We start from the raw sequence: 17,594 nt of genomic DNA, 5'->3' as shown, positions 1-17,594 counted from the left end.
ACGGCGCCGTCAGCCATCAACTGCGACGGATACAAGGGGTGATGTCGGTTCGGATAAAGTCGTCGCCCACGAACAGGAGGGGGCAGTCACGTTGCCGGGCAAGGGCGTATGCGAAGCAGTCTCCGTAGTTCAGTCCGGCCGGATGATGCAGACCCCTTCCCCATCGCGAATACGCCTCCGCCACCCTGACGGCATCGGCCTGTGTGACCGAGGCCACCTGGCACTCCAGGCCATTGACAAGCTTTGCCATCAGATCGCCAACCTCACGACGCCGGGAGACGATGAGCGCTTCCGCAAGCGTCCCGGCCGAAATCAGGATGGCATCTTCGGTGGCCAGCACCTCACTGCATGCTTCGGCATCGGGTTCGTCGAGCACGACCGCCATGAGCGCTGAGGTGTCCACCACGATCACTGAGGCAGTCCGTCGATGTCATAGAGAAAGTCCTGGCTGCGGGCGGCCCCCGGCCCTGGACTGCCCTGCATCCGTCCGGCGGTCCGCACGGCACGCAGCAGATCGCGGCGTTCCGCTTCGGTCGGCCGCGCAGGCAGCGGAACAAGCCGGACGACCGGACGACCGTGTCGGGTCAGGACGATCTCCTCACCGCTCTCGGCGCGCTTCACCAGATCGGTAAGCAAGCCCTTTGCCTCGCTGACCGGCACTTCCATCTTTATCTTGTGCCCCCGCGTCGTGGAGGAATTCACAATGGACCATTCGTTGGTCCATAATCAAGCGCCCCCCGCGATAAGCGGTCGACTGGCGGCACACTTCCAAGAAGTGCGGTGCACTCCGCGCAGCCGACGCTTTCTGGCTGTCCGCCGACTCATTAAGCCCTTTCCCGTGTAAACACCTCCCGTCGAGAAGGTGTATGGCATCCCATATCGTTATTGCGACCTTTGGCTCCCTTGGCGACCTGCACCCTTACCTCGCATTGGGCGCGGGGCTGCAGATGCGCGGCCACACCGTCACGATCGCCATCAGTTCGGCACACCGGGCGCGGGTGGAAGCGGCGGGACTCATGTGGCGGCGCATGCGGCCCGAAATGCCGGACGACCCTGTGCTCGAAGCGGAAATCATGGACCCCCGGACCGGATCCGAGGTCCTGTTCCGCCGCGTGGTTGCACCGGCGGTTGCCGACAGCTACACGGATCTGCGGGAGGCCACACGGGCAGCCGATCTCCTGGTTTCGACACCGCTGTCCATCGCCGCCCCGTTGCTCGCCGAAACCGCAGGGCTGCCCTGGGCATCGGCGCTGCTCCAGCCGATGGGCTTCTTTTCGGCCCATGACTTTCCGGTGTTGTCCGGGGCCCCACGCCTGACCGCCGCCCTGCGCCCCTTTGGGCACCGTGTCGGGGCACAGATGCGACGAGTTGTCCAGGAGGCGGCGGAGCCATGGAGCGAACCGCTGCGCGTGCTGCGCCGGAACCTTGGCTTGCCTCTTCCCGGGCCGGACCCGCTGTTCGAGGGGCAGCATTCGCCCACGCTGATCCTGGCGATGTTTTCCCAGCTGCTGGCATACCCCCAGCCGGACTGGCCGCCACATGTCCACATCACCGGCCCGCTCTTCTGGGACGAGACCGCAGTGATGGGACAGCCACGCCCGGATCTCGATCGATTCCTCGCCGCCGGCCCGCCCCCCATCGTGTTCACCCTCGGCTCGGCCGCGGTGAACGCTGCCGGCCGGTTCTATGCAAACAGCCTGGCCGCCGCCATGGCGCTCAGACGGAGAGCGCTGTTTCTGGTGGGGACGGCTCCTTCCAACCTCGCCCAGTTGCCGGACCCGTTGCCGGAGGGAATGCTCGCTCTGCCTTACGTGCCGCACGCGCGGGTGTTCGCGGCGGCCGAGGCGATCGTGCATCAGGGTGGCAGCGGCACGCTGGCCGAGGCACTGCGTGCCGGGCGTCCCATGCTGGTCGTCCCCTTCGGTCATGACCAGCCTGACAACGCGGCGCGTGCGAAACGCCTGGGCGTTGCACGCGTCGTGCCGGCTGCGGGCTACACCGTCGCCGCCGCCGTGAAGGCATTGCGCCGCTTGTTGATGAGTAAGGACGCGGCGGAACGCGCTGCCGCTGTCGGGCGAGAGGTGCGGTCCGAGGACGGCGTGGGCCGCGCCTGCAGCCTGATCGAGGCCATCCTGCAAGGTGAGCGACGCTCCGTTCCCAAATAAGTTTGCAGTCCTGAACAGCCCAATCCTGGAGGTCCTGGCACGTGCCACACCGCCAAAGTGCCGGTCCAGCGGCAGCCAGAACGCCTCTGCAATACCAACCCCGCCCTGCCCGGCCGCAGGCAGGCCGCTGCTACATCAGGCGCATTCCGGACAGGTCATTCGCGAAACAGGTCGTGCCACGGCTCAGCATCTCAACGGGTTTGAACGGCCGCGACGTCAAGCCACATTGGTCGCTGTCACCTTCGATCCTGTCCGGCGCCTGGCTGTTGCCACGCCGTTTCGGTGCGCGGCCATCCGGTGATGGTGTTGCCGGAAGATGGCGAGACCGTCGCCCCGCCGCAGCAGGACATCTGGGAGACCTCCGAGGAGCTGCGGCAGATGGTCGGGAACCTGATGCAGCGCGGAGTACGCGCCATTCCCGTCAGGTCCGGCCAATGCGGGCGGAGATTTCGCTCCGGTGACAGCGATTGGAGGTCGACGTCAGGCCCTCGCTTCTGCTGCACTCCTGCATGGAGAGAAGGATGCAGGCGCGCGTTGGAATACTCCAAAACTTTAGTCTATCTGGTACACGGCATGTGGGGAAGAGGGCTGTTCCGTGTGGGCCCGGGGAAAGAGCCGCGCTGGTTTGAAAAGAACTCCGCGTTCTTCCGGCAACTAACAGCCAAACTCGGGGGCGAGTCATCTTCGTTGGAGGTCGTCCCGTTCAACTGGAGCGGGGCGAACTCCCTGGTGGACCGCTACGAAGCGGCGGCGGAGCTGGCGTCCCGGATCGAGAAGGATCTGCCTCCCCTGGTGAGGACCCGGGTGATAATTTTGGGCCACAGCCACGGCGGCAACATCGCCCTGATGGCGAGCCACATGCTCCGGGGCAGCCCCGGCCGCGGGGCGGTATCTGTCGACGTGGTTACGCTGGCCACGCCGTTCGTGCGGCTGGTCCCCGCGCAGGCGACGAGGCGGTCGGAAAACGGGCCGACCATACTCGGCGTAACCGTCGCGGCCCACCTCGTAGTCTTCCACCTGTGGCATCTCGAGCCAGTGCGGCATGCCGTGTCGTACCTGTGCATGACGCTCCCCAAGGCGCTGCTTGGCCCGACCTTATTGCTGTCTTTCACCCTGCTGGCCCTGCTCGTCGACTTGGCCTGCGTGCCGTTCATCGGCCTTCCCAGGTCGGGTTCGTCGATTGCCGGCACGCGGCTCCAGAGATATGCAGTGCGGCGACGTGACCGCCTCCTCGCGCACTGCCCCCAAACGCCCGTCGGGGAGGGATCGAGGCTGCTGGTGGTCAGGGGGTTCAACGACGAGGCGAACATGGCTCTCGTCGCAGGCTCCATAGGCAACTGGCTTTCCTCCTGGGTCCACTGCATCGGCGGGGTCACGGTCATCCAGCTCATGGCACCCAGAAAATGGCCCCTCTTCCTGCTCGCCGCCGCCGCACTGCTGCTGGGGCCAATGCTTGACTGGGTCGAGCTTGTTCCGTGGCATCTCGCCGCCCCGATTCTGGGGGAGCCCGTCGTAACCGCGTTCTGCTTGATGCTGGCCGCCGGGCCGCTGAAGTGCGTTTATGGACGCGAGATGTTCTTCTGGTCGAACCTCGTGGAGGTCTCCGCGGATTCCGTCCCCGATGTAAGCGGCGCCGTAGACGTGGTGACGTTGCTACCGATCTTCCAGCAAGACGACCCACTGCTGCGGAAGTGGCGAACCCGGCACAGCATCCATGAGAGCAAGGTGTGCGTTGACGCCTTGGTCGACTGGATCTTGATGGGTTCCGTTGCAAATTCCCGGTGCGATTGGAACGAGGTATGATCGCCGGCGGCGAAGGGGGCTGAGGAGTTGGTGGTGGCACGTTTCAAGGGACGGCATTTCACGGCCGACGTGATCATCAGGGCGGTGCGCTGGTACTTGATGTTTCCGGTGAGCTATCGCGACCTCGAGTTGATGCTGGCGGATCGTGCCGTTGAGGTCGACCACACCACCATTTTCCGCTGGATCCAGGCTTATGCGCCCGAGTTCGAAAAGCGGTTGCGGCCGTATCTGCGCCCGTGCACCGGTTCCTGACGGGTCGACGAGACCTACCTGAAGGTCAAAGGTCGCTGGACATACCTCTATCGCGCGGTCGACAGCCGGGGCCAGACCATCGACTTCCTGCTCTCTGCGAGACGGGATGCGGCGGCGGCGAAGCGATTCTTCCGCAAGGCCCTCGGTCAGCCGCACACCGTGAACCCGCGTACGATCACCGTTGACAAGAATGCGGCCTATCCCAAAGCCGTTGCCGAGATGAAGGCAGCGGGTGAGCTGTGGTGGCGATCACGGCTACGGCAATGCAAATATCTGACGAATATCGTCGAACAGGATCATCAGCGGATCAAACGGCTGACCACACCTGGGCTCGGCTTCGGCAGTTTTCGAACAGCACGACGAACGCTGGCAGGCTACGAGGCGATGGCAATGATGAGGAAAGGGCAGGTTCGCAGGATCGACGGTCGGGACATGAAGGCACAGGCTGCCTTCATTGCCAGTCTGTTCAACATCGCTGCCTGAACCCCGCGGCATCCAGAGCAGCACTCGACCCGTTCACAGCGTTTGCAACACAACCAAACTTGCCACCAGCAGCTCCTCAGTCCCCTTCGCCGCCGGTGGTCATACCCCGTTCCAATTGCATCAGGAATTTGCAACGGCCCCCCTCAGCGGATCCGGGCTCCGGCCGCCCCCTTTCGCCACCGCGCCAGTCGCTCCAGGACGGTGAAGAAGGCGGGCACGAACAGCACGGCCAGGAAGGTCGAGGCCAGCATGCCGCTGACCACCGCCACGCCGATCGAGGCCCGCGCGCCGGCGCCGGCCCCGGAGGCGAAGACCAGCGGCAACATGCCGAAGATGAAGGCGAAGGAGGTCATCAGGATGGGCCGGAAGCGCAGCCGCGCCGCCTCCACCGCCGCCTCCGCGACCTCCATGCCCCCGGCGCATTTCTCGCGGGCATATTCCACCACCAGGATGGCGTTCTTGGCGGCGAGGGCGATCAGCAGCACGAGGCCGATCTGCGTGTACAGGTCGTTCGGCATGCCGGTGGCGCCGAGGGCGGCCACGGTGCCAAGCAGGGAGATCGGCACGGCGAAGATGACTGCCAGCGGCTGCAGCCAGCTTTCGTACTGTCCTGCCAGCACGAAATAGACCAGTAGCAGCGCGACGGCGAACACGTAGTAGACTTGATTGCCCACTGCCTGTTCCTGATCTGGACTTTGGCGCTTTTGGTGTGTGGTGGTGGGGCCGCCCGCATGGATTTGGGCCTATTTGCGTTTGAAGCGGACGCGATCCATCGCCCCCGTGGCGACGGCGGCGCGATAGACGCCGATCGCGAAACGCGGGTCCCCAGCAAGGGTGTCCCCCTGGAGGCGCGTCAACGCAGGTGCCCTGGTGAACACCTCTTCCATTAGTTCCGTACGTGTCATCAGGTCCGGGAGGAGCGGCACGATGATACGGGCGGTCATCGCGAAGCTCTCGGGCTGCAGGAGACGCGCAGCCATCTCCATTCCCAGTGGCGCGTTCTTCTCCATGGCCTCGTCGATCAGCCAGGTCTCCTTGTCCCGCAGCAGATCGCGCAGGATCAGGCCTGTGACCGGGTGTCGCCGCTCGATGCGCCAGAGCGAGAAACATGCCCGGCGCATCGCCGCGAGCACGATCGCCTCGTCGGAGTCGGACGTGAACCGTGCGACCCGGGCATAGCGGTCGAGCGGATGTGAACGGCCCAGCCTGGGCAAGTAGATGGCCAGATCCTCCGGCAGCGTCAGCTCGTTGTCGTTTTCGAGCACCACCGCCTTGCCTTCAGTCAGGTCGAGCCGCCTGGCCCAGTCCAGCAGCACGTCGTGGGCGATGATGTCCAGGACGGCTGCGTGCTGTTCCTTGCTGATCTGACGCAGGCGGCGGTAGCGAGCGAGGACCCCGGAGCGGATCATCGGTGGCGACCCTGGCGCTGACGCCGGGCTGGCAGGGGGCTGTCGCGAGGGCAGACGAGAGAGCCAGCGGCGCAGCGGCCCTGCTGACGATCCGACCATTTCCCATCCTCCCTCCCGAGGAGAGGCACAGTACGGCCTCACGGGGGAGAGCGTCATGGCGAAGATCGACGCGTCCGGCAACGTCCGGGTTATGGAGATGTGGCTGCTGCCGTTCGCGGCGATGTTCACGCAGCCGTCGTGGCTGAACGCGGGGGCGCTGGCGACGGGAGCGCTGCTGTGCCTGAACCGGCGGACGGTGTGCGCGGCCCTGCGGGCGGTGGATGGCGCCGCCGACAAGGGGTTCAGCCGCTTCCACCGCTTCCTCTCGCGGGCGGACTGGTCGGGCCTGCAAGGTGCCAGGATCCTGCTTGGTCTGCTGCAGACGGCGTTCGTGCCGGAGGGCGAGCCACTGGTGATCGCCGTGGACGATTCGGTCGAACGTCGGCGCGGCGCCATGATCCGCGACAAAGGCATCTACCGCGATGCCGTGCGGTCGAGCCGCGGCTTCTTCGTCAAGGTTGCGGGCCTGCGGTGGCTGTCACTGCAGGTGGTGGCCAGGCCCGGCTTCGCCAGGCGTACCTGGGGGTTGCCGTTCCTGACGGTTCTGAGCCGCTCGGAACGGGCCGATGTCAGGCGGCAGCGCCGACACCAGACGCTGCCGGAGAAGGCGACCTGGGCCATGCGGCTGGTCGCCCGCTGGTGCCCGGGCCGACGGCTGGTGATGGTAGGCGACGGCGCCTACGCCAGCCTGGACCTCTTCTGGACACTGCGCGACTGCGCGGTGTGCGTGGCGCGCTGCCGCATGGACGCACGCTTCTTCAACCCGCCGCCGCCACGCCGGAAAGGCCAGAAAGGCAGGTCGCGCGTCGTCGGCACCCGGCAACTGACGCCGCGCACGCGGGCGGTGCGGAAGGCCACGAAGTGGGAGCGCATGACCGTGCCGGGGTGGCGGACGAAGGATGGGAAGGCGGAGCGGGAGGTCGATGTCGCGACCGGCACGGCGCTGTGGAGCGCGCACGGCAAGACCATGCCGGTGCGCTGGGTCCTGACCAGGGACCCGGCTGGACGCGCCGAGACGCGCGCCTTCGTCTGCTCCGATCCGGAGCAGTCAGCGTTGCAGATCCTGACATGGTACGCGATGCGCTGGGCGGTCGAGCCTACTTTCCAAGAGGCCCGGCGCCACCTCGGGTTCGAGACCCAGCGCCAGTGGTCGGATCGGGCGATCCACCGAAGCACGCCGTTGCTGCTCGGCCTGTTCTCGCTGGTGACGCTGTGGGCCGCCGACATGGCCGCGCGGACCGGCCAACTCGCGGTGCTCGGCGCTGCCTGGTACAGAAAGCCGGACCCAACGTTCGCGGATTGCCTCGCCGCCGTTAGACGCGTGCTGTGGGCAGAGGAGGCAGTGAACCCCATCCTGTGGCGGGACGATTATCCGACTTGGCGGGCGCGCGCACGAACCGCGGAAAATCCAAGACCCCTGCAGCAGCGCTTGGCCGAGCTGATGTCCTATGCGGCTTGATGTCCCTCGAAAGGGCCAAAGTCGAGCTGATAGGACATGCCCGTCCACGCGGTATCCATTGATGGCGGCAGCGACCGGGCAGCGATCTCCTGCATCAGCGTCATGGCCTCGCCCGAGCTGAAGCCGCTCGCCGGACTGCCGACCACGGTGGCAGCGGGATAGAGGTTGTAGAGGGTGATAAGCGTGGGACCGACCTCGTCGCGGATGCTGGCCAGGGTCCCAAGCGGCACCATCTGTCCGCCCGCCCCCTTGACCTTCAGCTTCAGCACATCTCCCGGCCGCAGGCGGAACGGGGCGTCGGCCTGCACATAGACCTGGAAGACGTTGTTGAATTTGGTGAACTGGTTAACGTAGGTGGAACCGAGATAGGATTCGACCGCGGAGAACACCTGACCGACGGTGACCCCGAGCGTCTCCGCCTTCACCCGGTCCACCACCAGCCGCAATTGCTTGGTGTCACCCTTGAAGGTGGCGGCCACGTGGGCGAGGCCGGTCTGCGTCGCGGCGTTTTCGGCCAGTTGCCCAGCGGCGCTCTGCAGCGCCAGAAAGTCGGAGCTGCCGTCCTTCATCTCCACCATCATGGTGAAGCCGTTGCTGTTGCCCACACCCTGGATCGGGGGCGGCAGCAGGATCTGCGCCGTGGCCGTCGGCAGGTCCGCCAGCGCCGCGCGCACGCGCCCGGTAATGGCATCGATGCCCAGCTCCGCGGTCTTGCGTTCGCTCCAGTCCCTGAGCACAACATAGAGCATGCCGGCATTGTAGAGCGTGGCGTTGTTGTCGAGTGGGGAGATGCCGGAGACGCCGATCACGTCCTCGACCCCCGCGACCTTGCGGACCTGCCCGACCGCCTCGGCCACCACCGCCTCGGTGCGCCGGGCGGAAGCGGCATCGGGCAGGTTCAGGCTGATGATGAAATAGCCCTGGTCCTCGTTGGGCAGGAAAGCGGTCGGTACTTGCGTGAGCCCCCAGATGGCGCAGCCGATCAGGGCGAAGCCGGCCAGCGTGGTCAGCAGACTGACCGCCACCAGGCGACGCATCAGCGCGGCATAGACGGCCTCGGCGCGCGCGTAGGCGGCGTTGAAGCCGCGATAGAACAAGTTGCGCCGGCCCGGTGGGGGCGGCGGGCGCAGCCACAGGGCACATTGCGTAGGCTTCAACGTCACCGCGTTCACCGCGGAGATCAACGCGGTCGCGGCGATGACGAGGGCGAACTGCTGGTACATCCGGCCGGTCAGCCCCGGCAGGGTGGCGGCCGGGATGAACACCGCCATCAGCACCAGCGTGATGCCGATGACCGGGCCGAACAGCTCGGACATTGCCTTCACCGCCGCCTCGCGGCTCGACAACCCAGCCTCCATGTGGCGCGACACGCCCTCGACGATGACGATGGCGTCGTCCACCACGATGCCGATGGCAAGTACCAGCGCGAACAGGGTGGTGGTGTTGACCGAGAACCCCAGCAGCCACATCGCCGCGAAGGCCCCGACTTTCGTAGACCTCGTGGACGGAGGCGCTGACGAACTTCGTGCTGTCGAAGGAGACCTTGTACTGTAATTGCTCACCGGGTTGGCTGACGCTGGGTTCAGGCGATGGCGAACGAACCGTCGATGAGAGCGCGGACGGCGTTGAGAGCGGTGGTTCCTTTCAGGCGGGCCGTCCCGGTGACCGATCGGTAGCCGGCGTGGACCTTGGCACCCCAGGCTGAGCGGAACCCGTTGGTGACCTTGCGGAACACCACGGAGGGCCGGATTTCCTGCTCGCTAATGTTGTTGGTCGGCGGAACGCGCCGGTCATGCAGGAAGACGAAGAACTTGTTTCGCCAGGCTTTGATCTGCCGCTGCAATTCGCGTCCGGCCGGATGAGCGGCCGGTATGCCGAGCAGGCGATCCAGGCGCCGCTCGGCCTGGCCGGCGTAGACGGCGAGCGTGCTGTCCTTGAGGGATGGTCGACGCTTGCCGATCCGGATCGCCCAGCGCAGATGGTCGCGGATCTTCGGAGCGCACACCGTGTCGCCGCAGTCGATGGCGTATTGCACGTCACGCAGGACGTGGGCGAGGCAGACCTGATGGGTCTGGCCCAGTTCCTGCTGCCCGGCGTAGCGATCTGAAACCCATACCTCGGGCCGGTGGCCATCGAGCACCGCCTCGGCCACGGCGCGTCCCCGCCCTGGCGCGATCTCGTGCAGGATCGCCTGCTCGGAGACGAACACCCACTGCCAATGGGTGACGCCGTCGATGCGGGTGGTGGTCTCGTCCGAGGCGATGACGCGGGCCTGCAGCAGCTTCGCCTTGATGGCCGCGCAAGCCGTGTCGAGCTTGCCTGCCATCCGGCGGAAGGCATTGGCGATCGCCCCTTCCGAGATGGAAAGCCCGAACAGCTCCTGGCACATCCGCGACAGGCGCTCGAAGCCGACGTGGTGGCTGTGGTGCAGGTAGGCCAGCAGGGCGTGGATCCCCGGTCCGAACGGCGTGCCCGGTGGCATGCCCGCCGGCGTCGGGGCGCGATAGCGCCGGCCGCAACCGCGACACCGTCCGCCGAACACTTCGACCCGCGTCACCTGCGGGCGGACGACAGGAAGGTCGACGTGGTCGTAGCGCTCGCGGCACTGCTGCGCCGTCTCGGCCACGGCCGTTCCGCAGTGCGGGCAGGCCTCGACCAGGCAGCGTTCCGTCTGATCGGGGGTGTCCGCCAGGGGCCGCGCCGCCCCCGGTCGCGAGGGGCGGGGTTTGCGCGACTGCTTCCGCTCCCGGTTCTTGCGCCCCGGGCCATCCTGGGACGGCGGAAGGCTGGAATTCGACGACGTCTTCCGCGGTTTGCCAACCAGCGCTTCCAACTCGGCGATCCGCGCCGCCATGCGCTCAATCAGCGCCGCCTGCTCCAGCAGCAGTGCGTCCTTTTCAGCCTCGGTCAGCCGGATGCGAGGAGGTGTCGGCATCCGGATTTTGATTCACATCTCAGCGCCCAGCGCAACCCCCTCCCGCCAACCCCGTGAGCAATCACCCTTGATCCGCCGCCGGTCCTGCCGGGTGTCGGCGACACTGCCGCCGCGCGGCTCGCCCAGCCCGGCCATGGCGTCGCGCTTCCAGCGCTCCAGGTCCGCCACGTAGAGCCCGTGCTCCCGGCACCAGGCGCTGCGGCTCGCCTCGTCCAGCGACGCCGTGGCGATCACCGCTTCCAGCCGCGCCGCCGACGTCCATCGTTCCGCACCACCCGGCCCCGCGCCAGGTTCGGCCAACGCCGTCGCCCGCCACCGCTCCAGCGTCGCCACGCTCACGCCCACCTCACGCGACACCGCCTCCGCCGCCGCGCTCTCCGGCGGCAGCAGTCGTGCCACCACCCGTCGCTTGTACGCCTCTCCGTATCGAGCCAATGCCCTCGTCCCGCGCCCCCATCGCCTCATCCTATCCAGGCGGCAACTTCAGTGACACAGGGGGGCAGCATGGCGGGCTTGCAGACCGGCCCGCGTGGCCCCGTCCCGGGGACCGGACGATTCCTCACGGCGGCCCAGGAAACGGAGGTCCGCAAGCTGATCTGCCGCAGCACGCCGGACGCCTATGGCCTGCCGTTTGCGCTGTGGAGCCGGGCGGCCGTGGCGGTCCTGATCGAGCAGAGCTGCCGAGTGCGCCTGGCGGTGCGCACGATGAGCATCTACCTGGCGCGCTGGAACTTCACCGCACAGAAGCCGCTGCGGCGCGCCTATGAGCAGCGACCCGGGCAGGTCCGGCACTGGCTGGAGAAGGAATATCCAGCCATCCATGACAAGGCGCGGCGGCAGAAAGGCGCGATCTTCCGGGGCGACGAGACTGGCCTGCGGTCAGATGACGTGCGTGGTCGTGGCTATGCCCCGTGCGGCAAGACGTCCGTGGTGCGCCCCTGCCACAAGCGGGCCAATGTCGGCCTGATCTCGGCGATGACCAACAAGGGCGAACTGCGCTGGATGGTGCTCGACCGTGGCATCACCGCCGCCCTGCTGATCACCTTCCTTGAGCGCCTGATCCGCGATACCGGGGGCAAGGTGTTCCTCATCCTCGACCGTCTGCCCGTCCACCGCGGCCGGGCTGTGCAGGACTGGCTGGCGGGACGGCGTTCCCAGATCGAGGTGTTCCACCTGCCCGCCTACAGCCCAGAGCTCAATCCGGACGAGGGATTGAACGCCGACATCAAGCAGGCCATTCCGCGCAAGGTACCGACCCGCAGCCGGGAGGCGCTGAAACGCAACCTCATCGGCCACATGCGCAGGCTTTCCAGGCTGCCAGCCCGCATCCGAAGCTACTTCCGCCACCCCACATTCCGCTACGCCGCCTGATCCAAGACATCCCAAGCCGGATCATTAAGCTACAGGAGTCGTTGGCGACATCAAACCACGCAGATAATTCAGCTCCTCAATAACCGCCGCACGGAAACGCATTATCGTTAGATCCTCGGATTCATTGCGATCGTACATTTGAAAGTACTGTTGTGTCCTGGAGTATTTATTTGGATCTCCAGGGGGTTTTGATGCTGATCCACGTCTTTGTTTTTCCGCAAACTCCTCAGAAGATTTTACAATGTAATGATTTACCAGCGCCCCCTTCCACCTTGGCGGATAAACGAACGTGCATCCTTCGACGTCCACTGTCTCGCCCTGGGCGTCCACGTAAAAATGCCTGGTCTTATCGAGGACCCAGCCATGTATATGGACACGAGCCCCGTCCCGCAGGATTGTCGCAGGCCCAAGCGTCTTGATATGGGCATTGACGTGAATGTCGGGCGTTCCACAGCGCGTGAATCGGTCCATCACAAGATCATCCGACGCATGCAAGCAACCGGATGAACCAAAAATTTTCCAGTTCAGCGCAATTGGCATCCCCCGACTACCGGCCCGAGAAATCAAATCCCGGACAGAATCGTAACTCTCAAGTACAAGAAACTCATCTGCATCTAAAAAAGCGAACCAATCTGCATTTATGGTTGCAGCCGCATGTTCATAAGCAAGTATCTGAGGCCCATTACGGCTATCATTCGATGGATCACTCCAAAAACGATATTCTATGACACCTGATTCCATAAGTCTTTTGCATAAAGCACTAGTATTATCTGTACTTTCATTATCATATATAACAATTTTATCGAAACCGATTGCGCGGTGATATGCAACCCATTCAAGTATATATCGGCCTTCATTCCGCATTATTGCGACAATGGCAGATACCATTTTATCATTTTTTGTGTTCATTTACTGTTGCGCCTCAAGTGTCCAAGCGAAAGCAAACCCAGCGAAGATTAGTTATTTTCCTTACCATAGACAGCGGATCGATCCAAAATTCTGTGCAGTTTCGAAAATGCCTGACACCCGGCGACACATCAGCTTTCGGCAAAAACAGGCAGGCGCTCTCGGATAGAAAGCTCACCCGACAGAATAAAAAATCCGTCGCCCCCTCATCTGGCACGCCCATATATCATCCCTCAATCGACACGTGCCGCGAAACGCACGAGATGCATTGGTTGCGAATTCGTACCAAAGCCCTGCCGGACCGGCGCCAGGCTGGCAATGCCGACACAATGAAAGCCGAATCCGGGCCGATCGCACAGGCGCGCATGCTTCAGGCGAACACGTAGCAGGCGTTCACGCGGTCGATGCTAACGACACTCCCCCCGACGCGAGCAGCGCCGGTCATGACATGGTGGCCGATGAAGCCTGCAGCGTCAGTGAGGATGACACACATGGCACCCACCCTTACCAGAAAGGCCCTCACATGGGAAAGGGGCACACGGAAGACAGGAACCCATAGGGGCACACCAACGCCATGATTCGAAGTCAAAAAATAACAATATTCTGAAACGTTATCGATATATTTATCAGTTATTATAAGTTTTATTGGCTATGGTCGGAAATTTCCAAAATAATTTTAATAAATATATAACCAATCTCGTAATATATAAGTATTTTATGAACATATATTTTGCAGGACTTTACAGACCATGCTTTGCTTCGATGGCACCAACGGCCATTGACACCGCATGAACCCGGCATCGATGGTTGCCGGGTTCATGCCACCCGCGCCCCGGGATCAAACACTTTTAACGTGATTTTTATGCACAATCCAATTATAAACTATATAAAAAAGTAAATTAGCGCCCAGGCGTTGTTCCAGCCCCCCCCCGCCGGCCTCACCATCCCCCCAACGGACCGACCTGCCGCAGCGCCGCCTGCTGCGCGCCGCGGCGGGCATGGTGGCACCGCCGCCCGGCTCTCCCCGCGCAAGAAGGTCACGATCCTCCGGGAGCCATCCGCGCCCCGCAGCGCTGTCATCGACCCGGCCCAGCACGAGGGGGTGTTCGAGAAGCACGGGCCGGTGATCGAGACGCCACAGGACCTGTGGGGCACAGCAGATGTGGGGCACAGCAGATCAGCACGGCCGCCCGTAACCGGGGCATAACCCCGGGCGGTGGCTGATTTTGGGCCTTCCCCGAAGCGGCCAAGTACGATTCGCTGGGGCGATGTCAGCGCCTCCTAATCCCTCTGAGATGCCGCGCGCCGAGCTGGAAGCCGAAGTGACGGCCCTGCGAGGCGAGGTGGCTGAACTGAAGCAGTTGGTGCTGGCGCTCCGGGACGAGATTGCCCGGCTGAAGGGGCTGAAGGGCCGGCCGGTGATCAAGCCGAGCGGCATGGAGAAGGCGACCGAGGCGAAGCGCGCTGGCAAGCGGAGCAAGCGCCGTGGCCGCGGCCCGGTGACGCCACGGGTGACAGTTGAAACCCAGGTGATCCGGGTGACGGCGCCGGCGGGGTCGCAGTTCAAGGGCTACGAATCCTACCAGATGCAGGATCTGGTACTCACGGCGCGGGTGGTGCGCTATCGGCGCGAACGCTGGGTGACCCCGGCGGGCGAGACGATCGTGGCGCCGCTGCCCGAGGGCATCCGCGGCCATTTCGGGCCGGAGCTGCGCCGCTATGTGCTGATGCAGTATCACCAGGGCCAGGTTACCGTGGAGCGGCTGGTGGCTCAGTTGCAGGCGGTCGGGGTCAGCATCTCCAAGCGGCAGGTCATGCGGCTGCTGATCGAGGGGCAGGACGCGTTTCTGACCGAGACCCGGGAGGTGCTGCGGGCGGGACTGGAGACGGCGTCCTGGATCACGGTGGACGACACCGGAGCGCGCCACCGCGGTGCCAATGCGGTGTGCACGCAGATCGGCAACGACGATTTTGCCTGGTTCGGCACCACCGGCAGCAAGAGCCGGATGAACTTCCTCGAGCTGCTGTGCGCCGGCCACACGGATTACGTGATCAACCAGGCGGCGCTGGAATACATGCGCGAGCATAACCTGGCCGGACCGACGATCCAGCAACTGGTCGGACATCCGCAGCGGCAGTTTACCGATGAGGCTGCGTGGCAGCACCATCTGGAGCAACTGGGCATCACCGGCCTCCAGGTGACTCCCGACCCGGTGCGTGTGGCCACCGAGGGGGCGCTCCGGGGTGCCATCGCCGCGCATGGATTTCTCAATGAGGCGGTGATCGTCAGTGACGACGCTGGCCAGTTCAACGTCGGCCAGCACGCCCTGTGTTGGATCCATGCCGAGCGGCTGGTGCACAAGCTGGAGACGTTCACCGACCAACAGCGCGCCGCCCAGCAGATCGTCCGCAGTCTGATCTGGTGGTACTATGCCGATCTGAAGGCCTACCGCCGCGATCCAACCCCACGCCGGCGCAGCGAGCTACGAGCCCACTTCGATCGTATCTTCCTGCGCACCACCGGCTTTGCCACGCTCGATCGCCTGCTGCAGCGGCTGCACGCCAACAAGGCCGAGTTGCTGATGGTGCTCGATCACCCCGAGATCCCGCTCCACACCAACGGGTCGGAGAACGACATCCGCTGCCAGGTGACCAAGCGCCAGGTCAGCGGCGGCACCAAGACCGACACCGGGCGCAACTGCCGCGACGCCTTCCTCGGGCTCGGAAAGACCTACAAGAAGCTCTGCGTCTCCTTCTGGGACTATCTCGGCGCCAGGCTCGGCGTGCCCAACGCGCCAGTCATTCCCCCCCTCGCTGACCTCATCCGCTGCCGCGGTCAGCCTGCCTGATCAGCCTGCTACCCGCGGTTTTGCCCCGGTTACGGCCGCCCTGACCAATCCGATGAAGCTACTGTGTGAATGGCATCTGATGAAGCATGGGGTGGCGTCGGATTCCCGCACCTGGAAGCGGTATCCCGCCGCCGTGCCCACCATCGAGAAGAACGAGATCCTGGCCTTCACCGATGGCGCCCCGAATGCCTCTTACGTGATCGGGCGCAGCAACGGCAGGGTATTCCACCATTGCCGCCAATGGCAGAGACGAGCCTCGCCAGTATGCTTGCTGCGTGCTCGCGATCAGCGGATGGCTGCTGCGCGACAACCTCCTGCCACTCGCCCTCGCAACCGCCACGATCCCACGCACTGAAGCGGTATCATGTAGCACAAGCCACCGCTGGCCGGTTCGCGTTCTGAGATCGGCTATCTACTCTCGTCCCACTGGTATGCGGAAGGAGAGTGGCGGTGGCCGAGCAGCATGTCATCCGTGTATTGCGTGACAAGCGCTCCGAGTTGGCGGGGCTGGTGAAAGGCCTGGAGCGGGAGCTGGGCGAGCACCGCGCTGCCCTGATGCATCTCGATGTCACCATGCGGCTGTTCGATCCGGAAACCCGGCCCGAGGAGATCGGCCCTCGACAGCGGCGGCGATGCAATGCCTGGTTCCGCCCTGGTGAATGCCTTCGGCTGATCTACGACGTGCTGCGCGATGCGCCGCAGCCGATGACGACGCGCGAGGTGGTCGAGCGGATGACGGAGCTGAAGAGCATTTCGCTCAGCGACGATTGCCAGCACGCCTTGATCCAGAAGACCGTTCTGGCATCGCTCAACCGCGCCAAGGACACGATCGAGCGGGTCGAGACCGCCGGCGTGGTCAGATGGCGGGTACGTCAGGCCGCCCGGGAACGCTGCCAATAGCCGCAGAAGTCGATCGATGGCCGGCCCCGCAAAGCCAGGCGGACCACCCCATGCACCTGCTCGCCGTTGCTGACGCGCCGCGCGTCTTCCCGCCAGGCGGCTTCCTGGGCATAGCGGAGGAGATACGGCCCGGCGATGTGGTGGTGGTGCCCCAGCTCGCTGCGGCGCAGACGGGAAAAATAGGACTCCGCGCCGTTGGTGCAGGCGCCCCCGATGCTATAGCCCTCCTGGTGGTTGACACGCCGCATCGGAAAGTGGGCATGCAGCCTGTTCCAGGCCGGGCTCTCGTCGGCATGCAGCTCGGTGGCTTGGGCGATCCGCTGGGAAATGATCGGCAGCACAGCTTCCTCGGCCGGCACCACCTGCACCAGCGTGGGGCCGCGGCGTTCGCGCATCACCACGACGACCTGGCGCTTGCCCGACTGGTTCTCGGCGAGTCGCCGGTCGACCCGGTTCGCCGCTAGATTGGCTGGCCGGACATGGCCGCCGAAATAGGCGCCGTCGAGCTCGACCTCACGTCCTGCACCGCCGATGCGCAACGCCTTCGTGCTGGACGCCATTGCCTCGCGCATTTTGTGCGCCAGGACGAATGCCGTCTTGTACTGGACATCGAGCTCACGGGAGAGCGCGAGCATGCTGTGGCCCTTGACCTCGTTGCAGAACGCGACGACGGCCAGCAGATAGGTGCGCAACGGCAGCTTGTGGTGCGCAAACAGCGTCCCCGAAGTAATGGAGAAATCGCCGCGGCACGCTTTGCAACGCCAGCGCGGCCGGTCCGGTGATCTCGGGCAGGCGTAGCAGATCATGCAGCCGCAGCCAGGGCAGACCGGCTTGCCGTCGGTTTCAGGCCAGCGGAGGCGCACGAACACGTTCACCACGCCGCTATCCGACATGCGCATGACCTTCGCCGTACTGAGCGAGCGTGCCGCCGCGGAAAGCAGGAAATGTTGCGCCATGGCCAGC

General features: G+C 64.7%; 15 protein-coding genes and 1 pseudogene. 7 read left to right on the top strand and 9 right to left on the bottom strand.

Annotated elements, in window-relative coordinates:
• Positions 1-16 precede the first annotated feature (16 nt).
• A complete protein-coding gene (locus NBY65_RS20385) occupies positions 17-403 on the bottom strand; it encodes a type II toxin-antitoxin system VapC family toxin (protein ID WP_284347522.1) in 387 nt (128 codons plus the stop codon).
• A 5-nt stretch (positions 404-408) separates the two neighbouring features.
• On the bottom strand, positions 409-666 hold the full coding sequence (locus NBY65_RS20380) for a type II toxin-antitoxin system Phd/YefM family antitoxin (protein ID WP_150045090.1): 258 nt from the start codon (positions 664-666) through the stop codon (positions 409-411).
• Positions 667-866: 200 nt separating this feature from the next.
• On the opposite strand from NBY65_RS20380, the gene NBY65_RS20375 reads away from it, so the two are divergent.
• From NBY65_RS20375 to NBY65_RS20365, 3 genes and pseudogenes are all read left to right on the top strand, one after another.
• Positions 867-2,165: a glycosyltransferase gene (locus NBY65_RS20375; RefSeq protein WP_150045092.1), complete on the top strand. Its 1,299-nt coding sequence runs from the start codon at positions 867-869 to the stop codon at positions 2,163-2,165.
• Between the two features lie 534 nt (positions 2,166-2,699).
• The gene (locus tag NBY65_RS20370; RefSeq protein WP_162530847.1) at positions 2,700-3,968 is read left to right on the top strand and encodes an esterase/lipase family protein; all 1,269 of its coding nucleotides are present in this window, start codon (positions 2,700-2,702) and stop codon (positions 3,966-3,968) included.
• A gap of 27 nt (positions 3,969-3,995) precedes the next feature.
• Positions 3,996-4,703: pseudogene (locus NBY65_RS20365) on the top strand (IS6 family transposase).
• A 143-nt stretch (positions 4,704-4,846) separates the two neighbouring features.
• Here NBY65_RS20365 and NBY65_RS20360 read toward each other — a convergent pair.
• Together NBY65_RS20360 and NBY65_RS20355 are read right to left on the bottom strand one after the other, a co-directional pair.
• Complete coding sequence (locus tag NBY65_RS20360) at positions 4,847-5,440, bottom strand: efflux RND transporter permease subunit (RefSeq protein WP_275266338.1); 594 nt, start codon at positions 5,438-5,440, stop codon at positions 4,847-4,849.
• 6 nt (positions 5,441-5,446) lie between these two features.
• Positions 5,447-6,112 (bottom strand): hypothetical protein, encoded by a 666-nt coding sequence (locus tag NBY65_RS20355; RefSeq protein WP_150045835.1) that lies wholly within the window; start codon positions 6,110-6,112, stop codon positions 5,447-5,449.
• Between the two features lie 154 nt (positions 6,113-6,266).
• Here NBY65_RS20355 and NBY65_RS20350 point away from each other — a divergent pair, with 154 nt between their 5' ends.
• Positions 6,267-7,670, top strand: a complete 1,404-nt coding sequence (locus NBY65_RS20350) for an IS701 family transposase (protein ID WP_250265708.1) — start codon at positions 6,267-6,269, stop codon at positions 7,668-7,670.
• Here NBY65_RS20350 and NBY65_RS20345 read toward each other — a convergent pair.
• From NBY65_RS20345 to NBY65_RS20335, 3 genes are read right to left on the bottom strand one after another with little or no spacing between them, the layout of a single operon-like run.
• Positions 7,658-9,232, bottom strand: coding sequence for an efflux RND transporter permease subunit (locus NBY65_RS20345; RefSeq protein WP_275266352.1), 1,575 nt, complete (start codon positions 9,230-9,232; stop codon positions 7,658-7,660). The two genes, NBY65_RS20350 and NBY65_RS20345, sit on opposite strands and share 13 nt — an antisense overlap.
• 20 nt (positions 9,233-9,252) lie before the next feature.
• Complete coding sequence (tnpC, locus tag NBY65_RS20340) at positions 9,253-10,605, bottom strand: IS66 family transposase (protein ID WP_250265707.1); 1,353 nt, start codon at positions 10,603-10,605, stop codon at positions 9,253-9,255.
• 12 nt (positions 10,606-10,617) lie between these two features.
• Positions 10,618-11,040: a hypothetical protein gene (locus NBY65_RS20335; protein WP_408904181.1), complete on the bottom strand. Its 423-nt coding sequence runs from the start codon at positions 11,038-11,040 to the stop codon at positions 10,618-10,620.
• Positions 11,041-11,109: 69 nt separating this feature from the next.
• On the opposite strand from NBY65_RS20335, the gene NBY65_RS20330 reads away from it, so the two are divergent.
• A complete protein-coding gene (locus NBY65_RS20330) occupies positions 11,110-11,976 on the top strand; it encodes an IS630 family transposase (RefSeq protein ID WP_203330781.1) in 867 nt (288 codons plus the stop codon).
• 24 nt (positions 11,977-12,000) lie between these two features.
• On the opposite strand, the gene NBY65_RS20325 is transcribed toward NBY65_RS20330, so the two are convergent.
• Positions 12,001-12,885, bottom strand: coding sequence for a glycosyltransferase family 2 protein (locus tag NBY65_RS20325; RefSeq protein ID WP_150045822.1), 885 nt, complete (start codon positions 12,883-12,885; stop codon positions 12,001-12,003).
• 1,265 nt (positions 12,886-14,150) lie between these two features.
• Here NBY65_RS20325 and NBY65_RS20320 point away from each other — a divergent pair.
• Complete coding sequence (locus tag NBY65_RS20320) at positions 14,151-15,731, top strand: IS66 family transposase (protein ID WP_250265706.1); 1,581 nt, start codon at positions 14,151-14,153, stop codon at positions 15,729-15,731.
• Positions 15,732-16,181: 450 nt separating this feature from the next.
• Entirely contained in the window at positions 16,182-16,631 is a 450-nt protein-coding gene (locus NBY65_RS20315; RefSeq protein WP_150045886.1) for a hypothetical protein, read from the top strand.
• On the opposite strand, the gene NBY65_RS20310 is transcribed toward NBY65_RS20315, so the two are convergent.
• Entirely contained in the window at positions 16,604-17,587 is a 984-nt protein-coding gene (locus NBY65_RS20310; protein WP_250265683.1) for an IS1595 family transposase, read from the bottom strand. The two genes, NBY65_RS20315 and NBY65_RS20310, sit on opposite strands and share 28 nt — an antisense overlap.
• Positions 17,588-17,594 lie beyond the last annotated feature (7 nt).

The organism is Rhodovastum atsumiense (assembly GCF_937425535.1).
Classification (GTDB): Bacteria; Pseudomonadota; Alphaproteobacteria; order Acetobacterales; family Acetobacteraceae; genus Rhodovastum; species Rhodovastum atsumiense.
Note: the sequence above shows the minus strand (reverse complement) of the source record. Positions and strands in the feature narration are given on the sequence as shown.